The organism is Variovorax rhizosphaerae, from assembly GCF_037889975.1.
GTDB classification, from domain to species: domain Bacteria; phylum Pseudomonadota; class Gammaproteobacteria; order Burkholderiales; family Burkholderiaceae_C; genus Variovorax; species Variovorax rhizosphaerae.
Genome location: NZ_JBBKZT010000010.1, coordinates 177,012 through 192,743, shown reverse-complemented (window position 1 = coordinate 192,743; position 15,732 = coordinate 177,012). Strand labels below are relative to the sequence as shown.

General features: G+C 67.6%; 15 protein-coding genes. 10 read left to right on the top strand and 5 right to left on the bottom strand.

The window, feature by feature from the left end:
* Window positions 1-88: 88 nt before the first annotated feature.
* The 4 genes from WKW82_RS22160 (at window position 89) to WKW82_RS22145 (ending at window position 3,226) form a co-directional block, all read left to right on the top strand.
* Window positions 89-445, top strand: a complete 357-nt coding sequence (locus WKW82_RS22160) for a Zn-ribbon domain-containing OB-fold protein (RefSeq protein ID WP_340344503.1) — start codon at window positions 89-91, stop codon at window positions 443-445.
* The gene (locus WKW82_RS22155; RefSeq protein ID WP_340344502.1) at window positions 442-1,590 is read left to right on the top strand and encodes a thiolase family protein; all 1,149 of its coding nucleotides are present in this window, start codon (window positions 442-444) and stop codon (window positions 1,588-1,590) included. Before WKW82_RS22160 ends, WKW82_RS22155 begins: the two co-directional genes overlap by 4 nt.
* A 1-nt stretch (window position 1,591) precedes the next feature.
* Window positions 1,592-2,350: an SDR family NAD(P)-dependent oxidoreductase gene (locus WKW82_RS22150; RefSeq protein WP_340344501.1), complete on the top strand. Its 759-nt coding sequence runs from the start codon at window positions 1,592-1,594 to the stop codon at window positions 2,348-2,350.
* Between the two features lie 69 nt (window positions 2,351-2,419).
* Window positions 2,420-3,226, top strand: coding sequence for an enoyl-CoA hydratase/isomerase family protein (locus WKW82_RS22145; protein ID WP_340344500.1), 807 nt, complete (start codon window positions 2,420-2,422; stop codon window positions 3,224-3,226).
* Between the two features lie 30 nt (window positions 3,227-3,256).
* Here WKW82_RS22145 and WKW82_RS22140 read toward each other — a convergent pair whose 3' ends face one another.
* From WKW82_RS22140 to WKW82_RS22125, 4 genes are all read right to left on the bottom strand, one after another.
* Window positions 3,257-3,757, bottom strand: coding sequence for a hypothetical protein (locus WKW82_RS22140; protein WP_340344499.1), 501 nt, complete (start codon window positions 3,755-3,757; stop codon window positions 3,257-3,259).
* Between the two features lie 167 nt (window positions 3,758-3,924).
* Window positions 3,925-4,125, bottom strand: a complete 201-nt coding sequence (locus WKW82_RS22135; RefSeq protein WP_340344498.1) for a hypothetical protein — start codon at window positions 4,123-4,125, stop codon at window positions 3,925-3,927.
* 172 nt (window positions 4,126-4,297) lie between these two features.
* A complete protein-coding gene (gcvA, locus tag WKW82_RS22130) occupies window positions 4,298-5,218 on the bottom strand; it encodes a transcriptional regulator GcvA (protein ID WP_340344497.1) in 921 nt (306 codons plus the stop codon).
* 128 nt (window positions 5,219-5,346) lie between these two features.
* On the bottom strand, window positions 5,347-5,583 hold the full coding sequence (locus tag WKW82_RS22125; RefSeq protein ID WP_340344496.1) for a hypothetical protein: 237 nt from the start codon (window positions 5,581-5,583) through the stop codon (window positions 5,347-5,349).
* A 90-nt stretch (window positions 5,584-5,673) separates the two neighbouring features.
* On the opposite strand from WKW82_RS22125, the gene WKW82_RS22120 reads away from it, so the two are divergent.
* Window positions 5,674-6,654: a succinylglutamate desuccinylase/aspartoacylase family protein gene (locus WKW82_RS22120; RefSeq protein ID WP_340344495.1), complete on the top strand. Its 981-nt coding sequence runs from the start codon at window positions 5,674-5,676 to the stop codon at window positions 6,652-6,654.
* Window positions 6,655-6,682: 28 nt separating this feature from the next.
* Window positions 6,683-7,717, top strand: coding sequence for a hypothetical protein (locus tag WKW82_RS22115; RefSeq protein WP_340344494.1), 1,035 nt, complete (start codon window positions 6,683-6,685; stop codon window positions 7,715-7,717).
* A 175-nt stretch (window positions 7,718-7,892) separates the two neighbouring features.
* Here WKW82_RS22115 and WKW82_RS22110 read toward each other — a convergent pair whose 3' ends face one another.
* On the bottom strand, window positions 7,893-8,723 hold the full coding sequence (locus WKW82_RS22110; RefSeq protein ID WP_340344493.1) for a transglutaminase-like domain-containing protein: 831 nt from the start codon (window positions 8,721-8,723) through the stop codon (window positions 7,893-7,895).
* 323 nt (window positions 8,724-9,046) lie between these two features.
* Between WKW82_RS22110 and WKW82_RS22105 the strand changes: the two genes are divergently transcribed.
* From WKW82_RS22105 to WKW82_RS22090, 4 genes are all read left to right on the top strand, one after another.
* Window positions 9,047-9,208: a hypothetical protein gene (locus tag WKW82_RS22105; protein ID WP_340344492.1), complete on the top strand. Its 162-nt coding sequence runs from the start codon at window positions 9,047-9,049 to the stop codon at window positions 9,206-9,208.
* A 60-nt stretch (window positions 9,209-9,268) separates the two neighbouring features.
* Entirely contained in the window at window positions 9,269-11,461 is a 2,193-nt protein-coding gene (gene katE / locus WKW82_RS22100; RefSeq protein WP_340344491.1) for a catalase HPII, read from the top strand.
* A 271-nt stretch (window positions 11,462-11,732) separates the two neighbouring features.
* Window positions 11,733-13,820: a CHAT domain-containing protein gene (locus WKW82_RS22095; RefSeq protein WP_340344490.1), complete on the top strand. Its 2,088-nt coding sequence runs from the start codon at window positions 11,733-11,735 to the stop codon at window positions 13,818-13,820.
* 2 nt (window positions 13,821-13,822) lie between these two features.
* Window positions 13,823-15,700 carry a ShlB/FhaC/HecB family hemolysin secretion/activation protein gene (locus tag WKW82_RS22090; RefSeq protein ID WP_340344489.1) on the top strand — a complete coding sequence of 626 codons (1,878 nt, stop codon included), beginning with the start codon at window positions 13,823-13,825 and terminating at the stop codon, window positions 15,698-15,700.
* Window positions 15,701-15,732 lie beyond the last annotated feature (32 nt).

The window sequence follows — 15,732 nt, the reverse complement described above, 5'->3', positions numbered from 1 at the left end:
CGGATTTGTCGGTTGAGCGCAGGGCGTCGTTGCCCGAACATTTCTCCAACCCCGGCTGTATCGCCGGTCAATCCTCGGAGACCCTGCCATGCCATTGCCATCCATCTGGAGCCCCAGCGCATCGAGTGCGCTGCTGGCTTCGCGCCACAAGAACACGGGTGCCATCGTGTTCCCGCCCTACGTCGAAAACTCGCCGCTCGACGATGCGCACGAGCTCGTCGAAATCGACGGCGAAGGTGCCGTCTACAGCTTCACCGTGATCCACCCGAGTCCCAAGAGCGGCGAGCCGCCCTTCGCACTGGGCTATGTCGACCTGCCCGGTCCGGTGCGGATCTTCGGACGCCTCCAGGGCGCGCAACGACCTGCCATCGGCGACCGCTACCGCGCGGTGCCGGACGCGGCTTTCGGCTATGTGTTCGACCGCATCGAAGGGAGCGCGCAATGAGCAAGGATGTCTACATCACCGGCGCCGCGATGACGCCCTTCGGCCGCCACACCGGCACGCTGGCCCCGGAGTTGGCGCAGGCCGCGATCCTGCGCGCCATGGACGACGCCGGCGTGCAGCCGAAGGACATCCAGGCCATCTACTGCGCGAACGTGCTCGGCGGGATGATCCTGGGACAGGTGATCGTGCGTGACCTGGGCTTTAACGGCATCCCCGTCTACAACGTCGAGAACGCCTGCGCGAGCGGCGCCACCGCCGTGCACTTGGCGCGCCATGCGATGCTGGCCGAGCAGTACGAGACGGTGCTGGTGTTCGGCATCGAGCAGCTGACCGCGCTCGGCGGCGGCACCATTCCGCTGCAGCGCAATGATGCGATGACGGACCTCTATGCCACGGCCGGCATGGTGCTGCCTGCTGTCTACGCGATGCGCGGCACGCGCTTCATCGCGGAACGCGGCGCAACTCCGCGCGACCTGGCCGCGGTGGCGGTGAAGAACCGCAAGCACGGCGCGCTCAACGAGTATGCGCAGCAGCGCAGGGAGACCACGCTCGATGAGGTGCTGAACTCGCGAATGATCGCCGATCCGCTGACCCTGTTGCAGTGCTGCCCTTCGCAGGTCGATGGCTCGGCCGCTGTCGTGCTGAGCACGAAGCGCGGCAATGCCAACAAGCCGGTGAAAGTCCTCTCGTCCGCCGTCGTCTCGGGCCTGCGCGAGAGTGCGCGCGACGACATCCTCGATGCCGAGATCACGGCACGCGCCGCGCGTGTGTCGTACGAGCAAGCCGGTCTCTCGCCAAAGGACGTGGACGTGGTCGAGCTGCATGACGCCTTCACGATCGCCGAGCTGCTGTACTACGAGGCGCTGGGTCTGGCAGCACATGGCGAGGCAGTGTCGTTGCTGCATTCGGGCGCGACGGCGTTGGGCGGCAGGCAGCCGGTGAACCCGAGCGGCGGCTTGCTCGCGAAGGGCCATCCACTCGGCGCCACCGGCGTTGCGCAGATGGTCGAGCTGGTCTGGCAACTGCAGGGCCGTGCAGGCGCGCGGCAGGTCGAGGGCGCGAAAGTCGGCTTGGCCCAATGCACCGGCGGCGGCATCGCGGGTGTGGACCATGCGGCGTCCTCCGTTCACTTGCTGGGGGTGTGACATGGCCCGATTCGACATAAATCATGTGGCCGTGGTGACCGGCGCTGCACGCGGCATCGGCCTGGGCATCGCCGAACGCCTTGCGCGACAGGGCATGAAAGTGGCGCTGTTCGATCGCGACCAAGCCGGGCTGGATGGCGCAGTGGCGCAACTGCGCGGTGACGGCCTCGACGTCATCGGCGTGCAGGTCGACCTGACGAACTCTGCCGAGGTCAACGCCGCAGTGGCGACGGTCGCAACGAACTTCGGCAAGGTCGACTTCCTCGTCAACAACGCCGGGGCGGTGCGCGACACGCGCTTCCTCAAGATGACGGACGACGACTGGGACCTGGTCGTCAACACCAACCTGCGCTCGCAATTCCTCTGCTGCCGCGCAGTGCTCGGCGGCATGGTGGAGCGCGGCTTCGGGCGCATCGTCAACATCTCGTCGCGGGCCTGGCTGGGCGGCTTCGGGCAGGCCAATTATTCGGCGGCCAAGGGTGGCGTGGTCAGCCTCACGCGCAGCCTGGCGATCGAGTTCGCGGCCAAGGGCGTCACGGTGAATACGGTGGCGCCGGGGATCGTCGACACGCCGCTGTTTCGCACCTTCACCGACGAGGTGCAGACGAACCTGAAGAACACGGTGCCGGTCAAGCGCATCGGCACGCCGGACGACATTGCGCTGGCGATCGAGTTCTTCCTCGACCCCGCGGCCTCCTATGTCACGGGACAGACGCTGTATGTCTGCGGCGGGCGCAGCCTGTCGTCGGCGAGCGTGTGAGGCGGCCATGAGTGCCGCCCGGCCGCCCGAAGGCGCTCGCACCGAAGCGTGCAGCGCGGAGGTATCGAAATGAGCAACGTCCTTTACGAAACGCACGACGGCGTGGCACGGCTCACGCTGAACAGAGCGCAAGCGCACAACGCGCTGAGCATCGATGCGTTGCGCGAACTGCGCGCGCGCATCGCCGAGGCGCGCGACGACGACGCGGTGCGCGTGCTTGTCATCACCGGCGCGGGGGAGAAAGCCTTTTGTGCCGGCGCCGACCTGAAGGGCGCACCCACAACGCAGGCGAGCTATGCGCAGGGTCTGTTCGCATCGACGGAGATCGCGACCCAGCTCGGCGTCTATGTTCGCCTGATGGACCTGGCCGAACTCCAGCTCCACAAGCCGGTGATCGCCGCCATCAACGGCTACTGCCTGGGCGGCGGGCTGGAACTGGCCCTGCAATGCGACATGCGAATCGCGTCGACGACGGCGAGCTTCGGCTTGCCGGAGGCGGCGGTCGGCTCGATACCCGGCGTGTCGGGCGTGCATCGCCTGATGCGTGCGGTGCCGGCCGCGCATGCGATGCAGATGGCACTGACCGGGGAACGCATCGACGCGGCGCAGGCGCAGCAGATGGGACTGGTGTCGGAGCTGTGCGCGCCGGCTGAACTGGTGGATCGCGCGACGGCGCTGGCCTTGCGCATCGCTGGCAACGCGCCGCTGGCGGTGCAGGCCGTCAAGCGGCTGGCCAGGAGCACCGCGCACCTCAGCGATGCGGATGCGCAGCAACTGACTGAGCTCTATTGGGGCACGTTGCGCGATTCCGCAGATCGCCGCGAAGGCAAGGAGGCGTTCGCGCAACGGCGCGTGCCGCGCTTCGTGGGGGCCTGAAATGTCGCCGGTCCTTGAGGGCGCACCACGTTAGCTGCGCGTACCAGGTACCTTGAGTTCCGGAATGCTCGTCTTACTTTCATCGAAGCTCAACGACAACGCCCCGATCTCGCTCAGCTTCGCCGGCAACCCGCTCACGAAGCGCCCGCTGTCCAGCCACTTGCCTTCGCCATCGAGGCTGCCTGCGCGCACCGCGCGCAACTGCCATAGCGTTCCTGTGGCCAGTGAGTAGCCCTTGAGCGCAACGACCTGGTTTTGCGAGTAGCGGTAGACCTGCGGCGTGGCGACCCAGAACGCCGCCGAGGCACTGCACACCACGAACACTGCCTTCATCCACAGCTGCGCCTGCGGGAGCCCCTGCAGCGCGATGACCAGCAGGGACGCAGCGGTCAAGGCGCCGGCCACGAGTCCTGACAGCGTCGCCAGGAACTGCCACTTGAACAGGTCGCGCGCCACTTCGAGATGGAAGTTGCCGACGGTGACCAGCCATTTCTCGGCTTGCTCGAGGAAGTTGCGTTCGACGGTCGTCAATGTGCGGCACCCCGGATTGGCAACGGGCGGCGCTGCCACCGGCGCAGCAGCGGGAACTGCGGCGGCAGCAACAGCGCGGGCCCCCCGCTGCGGTGCACGGGTGGCCGCCCGCGGCGCTGCCACCGGCGCCTTTACAACGTCCGCAGGGCACTCGTAGGACGCGCTCGCTACAGGCTCGGGCAATACCAGCCGCCATGCCCATGCGTTGCCCCGGTCAACTCCGACGAAGCAATACATGGCCACAGGCGCCCGTACAGCAGTACCAGCGCCAGCGCCACCGCCCACTTTGCGTACTTGAACTGCACGGCCCGCTCCACCGATTCCTTTTCGCTCTTCTCGCGCGCCTTGCGCTCTTCCTCTGTCTCCATGACGGTCTCCGGTGTTGCTCTGAATGGCGCTACCGTAAGCGTGCGCGGACCAACTGCCATCCACAACAATGTGGACCGGCCGTGTCACTGCCCGTGCCGCGCCGGCACGTTGATCAACAGTGCTTTTTCGGCTGGGAAATGGGACCGCGTGGCCGCGGTCCTGCAGACTCCCTCACCGCAGATTGGGGTGGTTTTGGCCCGCGCCAGCCTCCAGCTGCGCCATCAACCACTCGCGAAACAGCTTCATGTTCTTGCCTTCCTCCCGATGCGCAGGCGTCAGCAGGTAGTAGGTGTAATCGCCCATGTCCACGCTCTGCTTGAACGGCGCCACCAGCCGGCCCTCGCGAAGATCGCCTTCGATCAAGAAGCGCTGCGCGATCGCCACGCCCTGGCCCTCGGCCGCGGCCATGTACGACATCGCCGAACTCTGGTAGGTCATACCCGAGCGTGCATCGATGCCGGCGCGGGCCGCATGCGCATCCAGCCAATGCGCCCAGTCGTCGGGCCGCGCGATCGAGTGCAGCAGCGTGTGGGCCTTCAGGTCGGCCGGCTTCCTGAGCTTCGGCCCGCTCTTCAGCAAAGAAGGCCCGGCCACCGGCAGCAGGATGTTGTCCACCAGCCTGTGCGTGTGCGCGCCGGGCCACTGGCCGTCGCCCAGCCGGATCGCCCCGTCGATGTCTTCCTTCTTGAAGTCCACCTCGTCCAGCGACGCGGTCAGCAGCACCTCGATGCCCGGGTTGGCCGTCTGGAATCCCGACAGCCGCGGGATCAGCCAGCGCATCGCGAAGGTGGTGTAAGCGCGGATCTTCAGTTGCTTGCGCGGGCTGCGACGTTGCAGCTTGCGCGTGGCCTCCTTGAGATCATCGAAGGCCTGGGTCACGGCCTTGAAGTACTCGCCGCCCTGGCGCGTCAGCGAGATCTGCCGGTGCCCGCGCACCAGCAGCTTCATGCCGAGCGATTCCTCCAGCGACTTGATCTGACGGCTGACCGCCCCCGGCGTGACGCTCAGTTCGTCTGCTGCGAGGGTGATGCTCAGGTGCCGCGCGGCGGCTTCGAAGGCCTTGATGCCATTCAGCGGGGGAAGTCGTTCCATCGCCGCGAGCCTATGCGGCGATGGCCAAATCTTCAATCGATGGGCGGGAGCGTTTTCCCTGAGGCCACTGCGGTGGATGGACTCGCATTCATCTCACCGCCCCGCCTGCATGCACGGTTGTCAGGCCGTCAGCGCTTGACCTTCTCGTTGTAGACCTTGTCCGTGACCGGCCCGCGGTCGGTGTCCACCTTGCCGCTCTCGATGTCTTCCAGCGCCTGGCGACCGATCTCCGGCGCCGAACCGTCCTGGTTCTGCTGGCTGTCGGAGGACTGGTCGTGCTCGTGCGGCAACTTGGGCACCGCTTCTCCCTCTTGTTCGACGTGCGTCTTGCCGCGTTCTCTGTCCTTGGGTTTCGTGGTGGCCATCGTTTGCTCCTGGGTTTGTCCAAGGGTGTCGCACATGGCGCGTCGGTGGGGGGTAGGAGCCGCGGGCGCTCGGTTGTAGGATGCCCTGCGATGCCAACGCCCCAACCAGAACCCACCCCCGAGCCCGACACCCTGCGCATCCACGCCTTCGCCGCGCTCGAACCCGGGCCGCGCTTCATGGTGATGGGCGGCGTGCATGGCGACGAGACCTGCGGCACCGTCGGCATCGAGCGCCTGCGCGCGGAGCTGGACGAGGGCAGCGTGACATTGCTGCGGGGCACGCTGACGATGGTGCCGGTGGCCAACCCGCTGGCACGCCGGCTGCTGCGGCGCGAGGGCGAGCGCAACCTCAACCGCCTGTTCCAGCCCACGCCCGAGGGCGAGGAGCCCGCCGACTACGAAGCCCGCCTCACCGACGTGCTGTGCCCGCTGCTCGACCAGAACGACGTGCTGCTCGACCTGCATTCCTTCCAGAGCGCCGGTGATGCCTTCGCGATGATCGGCCCGCGCAACAACGACGGCACGCTGGAGCCCTTTTCGCGTGCGCAGGAAGAAGGCCGGCTGGCGCTGCAACTCGGGACCACGCGAGTGGTCGAGGGCTGGCTCGACATCTATGCGGCCGGCCTGCAGCAGCGCAACCCCGGCGAGCCGCTGGACGAATCGGCACTGGCCTACGGCTGGGGCACCAACGAATACATGCGCAGTCGCGGCGGCTACGGCGTCACGCTGGAATGCGGCCAGCATGAGGACCCGAACGCACCCGAGGTCGCCTACCAGGCCATCCACGCGGCCCTACGCTTGCTGGGCATGGTGTCGGAGCCCGCGCCTGAACGCGAGCCGCCGGTGCTGCTGCGCCTGGTCAGCGTCACCGACCGCCTCGACGACGAAGACCAGTTTTCGCGCGAATGGGCCACCTTCGACCCGGTGGCCGCCGGCGAGGTCATTGGCATGCGCGCCGATGGCACTGTCCTGAAAGCCGATCGCGACGGCTTCATCGTGTTCCCCAACCCGGAGGCCACCGCTGGCACCGAGTGGTTCTACTTCGCGGTGACGAGCGACCGCAAGCTGTAGCTGGTTTTTTCATCCAAGGAGCGAGGCAGTGACATCTCTTGCAACCTTCAACAACTTGGGCGCCCTGGCCTTCCTCCAACGCTATCCGGTGACGAGATTGGGCTCCCAGGCGAACCCCACACCCGCACCTTTGGGTGCGCCGCTGCCCAGGGCGTACGAGAAGGGCAACGCCGCGACGGGCCGCGCCACGGTCGACTCGTCGCTCCGCCTGCTGCACTTCGACGTCGCCGCCGACGCCACAGCCAATGCCGGGGTGGTCTCGGCCAACTGCCTCGCGCCGTGCAAGATCAGCATCGGCAGCAGCCACGGCGGGGGCAATCCGGTCTACTACCTCCCCTACAACAACGACGAGCACCACCGGATCACGCTGACCAACAAGCAGGCGCTGGCCAACGACGACTTCTTCCTGACTGCGCTGGTGGACGGGTGCTCGATCTACGTCGAAGGCACGGCGGCCAACCCGTCGGTGACCCACCTGAACGCCGTCGGAACCAACGCGGGTGCGGCTGGCGCCTTGACGCCCGACCAGAAGCGCCGGCTCGACTGGCTCATGAAGTACGCAGAGATGGACCGGCGTTTCGCGAACGACGGCACGAAGCCGAAGCGGATCCTCGCCGCGGCCGGGCTCACCCCCTCCCGAAAGCTGGAAGCCCAGGATTACATGATCACGCCCGGCTCGGCGGACGAAGCCAATTTCGAACTGAGCCTGCCGGCGCTGCAAGTCGCGGGCAAGGCGCCGGCGCAGGTCGGCGTCCTGTCGGTCGATGCGATGCGGCTGATGAGCACGCAGGGCACGGTGTTCGGTTATCGCGGCGGCGGGGGGAACTGGCACTTCCACGTGCAGCGCCGCGCGCTGGTCGAGTATTTCCACCAGACCATGGTCCCGCTGCCGCTGCCGGGCGCGACCATCGGCGACAAGATCCGCTACTTCGGACGCGGCGGGCCGCCGCCGCGCTTCGGTCCGGCGCAGGCCCAGATCAACCTGCAGTCTCTCGGTCGGCAGTGGGTCATCCGGGACACGCCCGAGTTCTGGCCGGGCGTCGCGACCGGCCGCGCGGCTTGACCCACCCCCGCAGCGCCTGCGGCGCACCCCCTCAAGGGGGCGCACCCAGCGGCCCGGCAAAGCCGGTTCCGCGGGTGCCCACGAACAGGCATCGCCCTGGTTTCATGCGACACGGGTCACGCGCCAGCGTCATGGAAAACTGACCTGAAGGTTTGTCCGAGCCCGTCGCCGTCGTTCAGGCCGCCATCTCCAGGAACACTTCCTCGGTGGTGACTTCAAAGCGCTGCAACGAGTTTGCCCCGAACACCATCGTGATCGGCACGTCCGCCGCGTCGCGTCCGCGTGCGATCACCACGCGCCCGATGCGCGGCGTGTTGTGGCGCGCATCGAAGGTGTGCCAGCGGTCGCCCAGCCACACCTCGAACCATGCGCTGAAATCCATCGGGTAGGGCACCGCCGGCACGCCGATGTCGCCGAGGTAGCCCGTCACATAGCGCGCCGGGATGTTCATGCACCGGCACAGGGTGATGGCCAGGTGCGTGAAGTCGCGGCACACGCCGTAGCCTTCACGGTAGCCGTCCAATGCGGTGCGCGTGGCGCGGGCGCGCTGGTAGTCGAACTGCAGGTGGTTGTGCACCCAGTCGCAGATCGCCTGCACCCGGTGCCAGCCCAGCGGCGTGTTGCCGAACTGGTTCCAGGCAAAGGGCAGCAGTTCGCTGTCGACCTCGCAGTAGCGGCTGGGCAGCACGTACATGAGCGTTGGCACCGGAAGATCGGCTGCGGCGCACTGTTGCGCACCGTAGTCGACCGGATCGGCCCAACCGGTGTCGTACACCACCGCCCGGTTGCGCAAGCGCACGCTGTTGACGCCCTGCGGCACCTGCACGCGGGCGCAGTGGTTGTCGAAGGCGTCCAGGTAGTGGTCGGTGCGCAGCGGCGGGCTGAGCGTGATGTTCTCGCGGCCCACGAGGTCGCCCTCGCGCGAGGGGTGGACCTGCAGCATGTAGATCAATGCCGTGGGGGCGCTGACGCCGATCTCGATGTCGTAGCCGATCTGGATGTGCATGACGCGCTTCCCTGGTTGTTGGTGGGGTGGGAGGGACGCACGCACGATTGATGCCGGCCCCGAAGATGCGACCCATCGTAGTCCGCCGAGGGCATGGCGTGGGAGCTTCTCGGCGCGAGTTCGCGTAGGCGACCGCGCATGTGCGTCGGCCATCTCCTACTCACTTCGGCCTTGGGTGCTGACAGGGCGCGACGCCGGGCCACTACGAACTTTTGACCTGCTCGCCGTGAATATTGCTGCCCTGCTTGCTCGCAGGGCATGCCGGCTGCGGCGGTGTGCGAATCCTTCCTGATCGATTGTTCAACTTTCCAATGGAGCATTTCATGGAGCTTTCTGTATGGCTGGACGGTCTGGGTGGCTTGGGTGGCGCATGGGTCGACGACGCGCTGGTGTGGGCGGTGGCCCTGTTGGCCGCACTTGTCGGCGCCGCGGCCTTTGTGAACGGGGTTGCCCTGCTCATGGATTCCGACACCGAAGCCGGTTGATTCGCATCTTTCGCACGTGCCCTGGGGCACGCTGTTTCTCTCCAAAAAAGAAGGTCTCTCATGACGCCACAAAACAAGGCCGCCAGCGGTCGTCGCCCCAAGGCATCCTCCGCCGCCGCCGATGCGGCCAATGGAAAGCAGGAGCAGTTGGCGGGCTACACGGTCGATCCCGTGCCGCAGCTCACCACCAACCAGGGCCTGCAGATCCCCGACAACCACAACTCGCTGAGAGCGGGCGTGCGCGGCCCTACGCTGCTGGAAGACTTCATCCTGCGCGAGAAGATCACGCACTTCGACCATGAGCGCATCCCGGAGCGTGCGGTGCATGCGCGTGGCTCCGCGGCACACGGCTACTTCCAGGTCTACAAGTCGATGTCGCAGTTCACCTGCGCCGACTTCCTGCAGGACCCGCAGCAGAAAACGCCCGTCTTCGTGCGCTTCTCGACCGTGGCCGGTGGCGCCGGTTCGGCCGACACGGTGCGCGACGTGCGCGGCTTTGCCGTCAAGTTCTACACCCGCGAAGGCAACTACGACCTGGTCGGCAACAACATCCCCGTGTTCTTCATCCAGGACGCGATGAAGTTCCCCGACCTGGTCCACTCGGTGAAGATGGAGCCGCACCACGGCATGCCGCAGGCCGCCAGCGCGCACGACACCTTCTGGGACTTCGCTTCCCTCATGCCCGAAACCACCCACATGCTGATGTGGGCCATGAGCGATCGGGCCATTCCGCGCAGCCTGCGCATGATGGAAGGCTTCGGCGTGCACACCTTCCGCTTCGTCAACGCGAGCGGCGAGTCGCACTTCGTCAAGTTCCACTGGAAGCCCAAGCTCGGCATCCACGGCCTGGCCTGGGACGAGGCGCAGAAGATCGCCGGCAAGGACGCGGACTTCCATCGCCGCGACCTGTGGGAATCGATCGAGAACGGCGACTTCCCCGAATGGGAACTGGGTGTGCAGATGATCCCGCAGGAAAAGGAACACACGCTCGGCTTCGACCTGCTCGACCCGACCAAGCTCATCCCCGAGGAACTGGTGCCGGTGCAGAAGATCGGCAAGCTGGTGCTCAACCGCAATCCCGACAACTTCTTTGCCGAGACCGAACAGGTCGCGTTCCATCCGGGCCACGTCGTGCCGGGCATCGACTTCACCAACGACCCATTGCTGCAGGGCCGCCTGTTCTCGTACACCGACACGCAGATCTCCCGCTTGGGCGGCGCCAACTTCCACGAGCTGCCGATCAACAAGGGCGTGTGTCCCTTCCACAACTTCCAGCGCGACGGCATGCACCGCCAGACCATCGCGCGCGGCCAGGTCGCCTATGAGCCCAACTCGCTGGCCAGCGGCCAGGAGTTCCGCGTCGACGGCGGCAGCAAGGGCTTCCAGTCCTTCCCCGAGGAGATTGATCCGCCCAAGGTGCGCCGCCGCAGCCCCTCCTTCGACGATCACTTCACGCAGGCGCGCCTGTTCTTCAACAGCCAGAGCGCGCCTGAGAAGGAGCACATCATCGCGGCCTTTCGCTTCGAACTGTCCAAGCTGGAAGTGCCGGCCATCCGACAGCGCATGGTCGACAACCTGGCGCACGTCGACGAGAAACTCGCGCGCCGCGTGGCCGAGCCGCTGGGCATCGGCGCGCCCGATGCCAAGGCCGCAGCGGGCCGTGCGGGTTTCCGCGACTTCAAGATCCACATGGCCGTCGAGGAGTCGCCCGCGCTCAGCATGGCCGGCACGGGCGATGGCTCGGTGCGCACCCGAAAGGTCGCGATCCTCGTGGCCGATGGCATCGACTCCGCTTCGCTGAAGCCGATCCGCGAAGCCATCGAGCATGCGGGCGCGCAATGCAAGGTGGTCGGGCCGCGCCTGGGCAGCGTGACCAGCGCATCGAAGCGGCAGATCGACGTCGATGCGACCTTCATCAACAGCCCGTCGGTGATGTTCGACGCGGTGCTGGTGCCGGCCGGCAAGGAAGGCGCCGAGGCGATGGCGCGCAACGGCGATGCGGTGCACTTCGTGCTGGAGGCGTACAAGCATTGCAAGGCGATCTGCACGGTGGGCGAGGGCGTCGCCTTGCTCGCGTCGCTGGGCATCGGGCCTGGCACGGAAGCGGCGCCCGCAGGCGTGGTGGTGGCCGCCACGCCGGTCAACAACCTCGGCGACAACACGGCGGCGCAGGAGGTGGCGCAGGCCTTCATTGCGGCGATTGCCAGGCACCGCCATTGGGACCGGGCGAACGTGGATGCAGTGCCGGCGTAGAGGGCAGGGCATAGCCCCTCCCCGCTCTGCCGCCCGTGATTTCCTCCCGATTGATTAAGCCATATGCCGTATGGCTTCTTGCGAATAGCCGGGTCGTCGACCCCCTCCTAGACTTTCCCCATAAGGTCTGAGAGGCGCGCACTTCTGCGGCGACGGAGGCGCCTGAACTTGCGCGGATGCAGATCGCGCCGGGGGTCCAATGACGTGGTTCTCTAGACTCTTGCGGCGGCGCACGCCGCGTGCACAGCGCCGTTGCTGGTGGGCCGCGCCCATGGTGGCCACCGCGTTGCTCGGCATGCCCTGGGCCACGGCCCAGACCCCGCGCCAGCAACCTGCGCGCGACGCCGAGGCCATCGCCGCCCAGCAGGAGAAGGCCCGCCTCGCCGACACCGACACCATCCTTGCGCTGAGCAACGACGGTGCCGTGCTCTACGCGAACGACAACATCAAGCTCTCCGGTTACCAGTACTGCAGCCAGGCGGTGGCGCTGGCCGACAAGGGCGAGTTCCGCCAGAGCGTGCGCGCGGCCAGCAAGGCGCTGCACCTGGCGCAGGCCACCAACAACCCCGACCTCCAGGCCATGGCCAACCGCGACCTGGCCATCGTCTACAGCTACTCCGGCCAGCTCGACAAGGCCGAGGAATTCGCGCGCGAATCCCTGCGCTACGAATCCAGGGACCCCAAGCTCGTCGTCGGCCCGGCCCACAAGGTGATCGGCGACGTGCAGACGCGCCGCGGCAGCTATTCCGCCGCCGTCGGCAGCTACGAGACCGCGCTGGCCAACAGCTCCGAGCGCTATGCGCCGCTGGTGCAATCCTCGCTGGTCAACGCGCTGATCGAATCCGGCGACACAGCCCGTGCCCGGCAGCTCTTCGACCAACTCACGCCGCCGGCGGACCCGCAACTCGCGGCCCAGGTCGAGCGCACCCGCGCGCGCCTGCTGCTGGCCGAGAAGAAGCCCGACGAAGCCGTGGCGCTGTACCGCCAGCTCACCACCCGCCCGGTCGGCACCGACTCCGGCTACTACCAGCTCTGGGCCTGGGACGGCGTGGCGCGCGCCGAGCAGGCACGCGGCGACAAGGCGGCGGCCTCCGTGGCCGTGGGCAAGGCGCTCGCCAGCGTCGACGGCGTGCGCTCCAAGTTCCGCAGCGAGGAATTCAAGATGGGCCTGTTCTCCGACCTGCAGCAGGTGTTCGAGCGCGGCGTGAACATCTACAGTGATGTCGGCGACACCCGGGCGGCCTTCGAGGTCAGCGAGCGCAGCCGGTCACGGGCGCTGCTCGACGCGGTGCGCGGACGGGCCCGTGTCAGCGACGAGGCCACCGCCACCGCCGACCTGCCCACGCTGCAGCGCGCACTCAAGCCCGATGAACGCGTGGTCGAGTTCCATTCGCTGCGCGACCGGCTGCAGGTGTGGGTGGTCGGCCCGAACGAAATCAAGTCCTTCAGCGTGGCCGTCACGCGCGACGAACTGAACGAACTGGTGGACGGCTTCCGCAACCAGGTGCTGCGCGCGCGCCGCAACACCGTCGTCAATGCCGAGAAGCTGGGCACCGCGCTGCTGGCCCCGCTGAACCTGCCGCCGGGCGTGCGGCTGATCTTCGTGCCGCACGGTCCGCTGCACTACCTGCCGTTCCAGGCGCTGCGGCTCAACAACCAGTACGTGATCGAGACGCATCCGGTGTCGGTGGCGCCCTCGATGAGCATCGCCGTGCAACTGGCGCAGAGCACGCCGCCGCGCGTCGACGCGCAACTCACCGCTTTCGGCAATCCGCGCATCGACGACCAGCACGAGTTGCCGGGCGCCGCCGCCGAGGTCAAGGTGATCGCCGCCGCGTTCCCCCGCAACAACGTCTACATGGGCTCGGCCGCCACCAAGACGCAGTTCCGCGAGGCGGCCGGCCGCTCGCCCTTGATCCACGTCGCCGCGCATGCCGAGGCCGACCAGATCGACCCGCTGTACTCGCGCATCCTGCTGGCCAACGAGGGCGGCAAGCAGAACTTCCTGGAAGCGCACGAGATCCTCGATCTGCCGTTGCAGCGCAGCGCGCTGGTCACGCTGTCGGCCTGCGAGTCGGGCCTGGGCCGCGTGGCCACCGGCGACGAGGTGCTGGGCTTCACGCGCTCCTTCCTCTCGGCCGGCACCTCGAGCCTGATCTCCTCGCTGTGGTCGGTGTCCGATGACGCGACCGAGGTGCTGATGACCGCGCTGTATGCCGAGCTGGCCAAGGGCCGCGACATCCAGCACGCGATGCAGGCCGGCCAGCTGGCCGTGCTGAAGAACCCCAGCATGTCGCACCCCTTCTTCTGGGCCCCGTTCAACCTCATCGGCAATTGGCGCCTGACCGTCGGAAGCTGAGCATGCAAGTCCAGGACAACAACAAGATCGCCGCTTCGCCTGCTTCGCTCCCCTTGCGCGCAAAGCGCCGGCAGGTGGCCGTGGCCTGCAGCCTGGTCATCGGCGCCGCACTGGTGTTCGTGGCGCAACGCGTGCATGCCGAGGAGGCGACCACCGTGGCGGCCGCGGGCACGGCGAACACCGAACTGCTGCCCACCAGCGATCCCTGCGGGAGCTGTGGCAACAGCGGCAGCAGCGGAAACAGCGACAGCAGCGGCAGCAGCGGCAACGGCGGCAACAACGGCAACAACGGCAACAACGGCAACAACAGCACCCAGGTCGCGCAGGCCGCGCGCCCCCCGGCTGGCGCGGCGATACCGCAGAACCTGCCGCGCACCCCCGCCCCGGCGCCGACCTTCCGCCTCAACGACATCCACTTCAACGGCGCGAACGCGCTGTCGGCCGATGAGCTCAAGTCCGCCACCCAGCCCTACATCGGCCGCGACGTGGCGCTGGCCGACCTGGAGGCGCTCGCCAAGACCATCACCGACCTGTACCGCGCGCGCGGCTACTTCCTGGCGACCGCCGTGGTGCCGGTGCAGACGGTGCGGGAAGGCGTGGTCGAGATCAGCGTCATCGAAGGCAAGCTGGGCACGGTCGACGTGCTGGTCGCCCCCGATGCGCCGATCAGCGAGGCGCGCGTGCGCGGCTTCCTGGCGGGACTGGTGCCCGGCCAGGCCGTCAATGCGCAAAGCTACGAGCGCGCGATGCTGCTGCTGTCGGACCAGCCCGGCTCGCGCGTGGGCTCGGGCCTGCAGGAAGGCCTCACGCCCGGCACCAGCGACCTGACGGTGGAGGTCACGCCGGCGCGGCGCTGGGCCTTCCAGGCCGAGGCCGACAACCACGGCACCGAGGAGTCGGGCCGCTACCGCATCGGGGGCACGGTGCGCTGGCTCAGCCCCTTGGGCATCGGCGACAACCTGGATGCGCGCGTGCTGCTGTCCAACAGCAACGAGCTGCAGTTCGGCCGGCTGTCGTACGAGGCGCCGATCGGCACCAGCGGCGTGCGTGCCGGCCTGGGCATCGCGCGGGTGAACTACGAGCTCGGCGGGCAGTTCGAGCCGCTGGACGCGCATGGCGTGGCCAACGTGTACGACTTCTCGCTGAGCTATCCGCTGATCCGGCAGCGCCAGCAGAACCTGTTCCTGCGCCTGTCGGTGGACCGCAAGGACCTGACCGACGAGTACCGCGCCGTGGACGTCACCTCGCACAAGCACATCGAGGGCTTCGGGCTGGGCTGGACCTGGGAGCGGCGCGACGAACTGTTCGGCGGCGGCTACACGGCCAGCTCCGGCAACCTCTACATGGGCGACCTGAGCCTGCGCGATCCGACCAGCAAGCTCAACGACAGCCTGGAGGCCGGGCATCGCACCGAGGGCAATTTCACGAAGCTGACGGCGCAGATCTCGCGGCTGCAGGCGATCATCCCGCGGCATTCGTTCTACATCTCCGTGGGCGGCCAGTTCGCCAGCAAGAACCTGGACGCCTCGGAGAAGCTGGCGCTCGGCGGCGCCCGCGCGGTGCGGGCCTATCCCTCGGGCGAGGTGCTGGTCGACCAGGGGCTGATCGGCACGGCCGAATGGCGCTGGTCCTACAACGACGAGATCACGCCCTTCCTGTTCTACGACGCGGCGCGCGGCAAGACGGTCAAGGGCCCGACCCTCTTCGACGGCCGCACCTGGCACAGCCTGCGCGGCGCCGGCTTCGGCGTGTCGTGGTCACGGCCCGGCAACTTCTCGATCAACGCCACCCTCGCATGGCGCGACGGCACGCCGCGCGCCACCACCGACGGCGGCAGAAGCGACCCGCGCTTCTATGTGCAGGCGCAAAAAAGTTTCTGACCGCGGTCGGACCAGGAAAAGGGAAGAAGGCC

What these genes read in the sequence shown, in the direction of transcription:
- WKW82_RS22135 (WP_340344498.1), bottom strand. Translation starts at nt 4,125, where the DNA reads ATGGAGACAGAGGAAGAGCGCAAGGCGCGCGAGAAGAGCGAAAAGGAA.
- WKW82_RS22145 (WP_340344500.1), top strand. Translation starts at nt 2,420, where the DNA reads ATGAGCAACGTCCTTTACGAAACGCACGACGGCGTGGCACGGCTCACG.
- WKW82_RS22095 (WP_340344490.1), top strand. Translation starts at nt 11,733, where the DNA reads ATGGTGGCCACCGCGTTGCTCGGCATGCCCTGGGCCACGGCCCAGACC.
- WKW82_RS22120 (WP_340344495.1), top strand. Translation starts at nt 5,674, where the DNA reads ATGCCAACGCCCCAACCAGAACCCACCCCCGAGCCCGACACCCTGCGC.
- WKW82_RS22090 (WP_340344489.1), top strand. Translation starts at nt 13,823, where the DNA reads ATGCAAGTCCAGGACAACAACAAGATCGCCGCTTCGCCTGCTTCGCTC.
- WKW82_RS22110 (WP_340344493.1), bottom strand. Translation starts at nt 8,723, where the DNA reads ATGCACATCCAGATCGGCTACGACATCGAGATCGGCGTCAGCGCCCCC.
- WKW82_RS22125 (WP_340344496.1), bottom strand. Translation starts at nt 5,583, where the DNA reads ATGGCCACCACGAAACCCAAGGACAGAGAACGCGGCAAGACGCACGTC.
- gcvA (WP_340344497.1), bottom strand. Translation starts at nt 5,218, where the DNA reads ATGGAACGACTTCCCCCGCTGAATGGCATCAAGGCCTTCGAAGCCGCC.
- WKW82_RS22160 (WP_340344503.1), top strand. Translation starts at nt 89, where the DNA reads ATGCCATTGCCATCCATCTGGAGCCCCAGCGCATCGAGTGCGCTGCTG.
- WKW82_RS22155 (WP_340344502.1), top strand. Translation starts at nt 442, where the DNA reads ATGAGCAAGGATGTCTACATCACCGGCGCCGCGATGACGCCCTTCGGC.
- WKW82_RS22150 (WP_340344501.1), top strand. Translation starts at nt 1,592, where the DNA reads ATGGCCCGATTCGACATAAATCATGTGGCCGTGGTGACCGGCGCTGCA.
- katE (WP_340344491.1), top strand. Translation starts at nt 9,269, where the DNA reads ATGACGCCACAAAACAAGGCCGCCAGCGGTCGTCGCCCCAAGGCATCC.
- WKW82_RS22105 (WP_340344492.1), top strand. Translation starts at nt 9,047, where the DNA reads ATGGAGCTTTCTGTATGGCTGGACGGTCTGGGTGGCTTGGGTGGCGCA.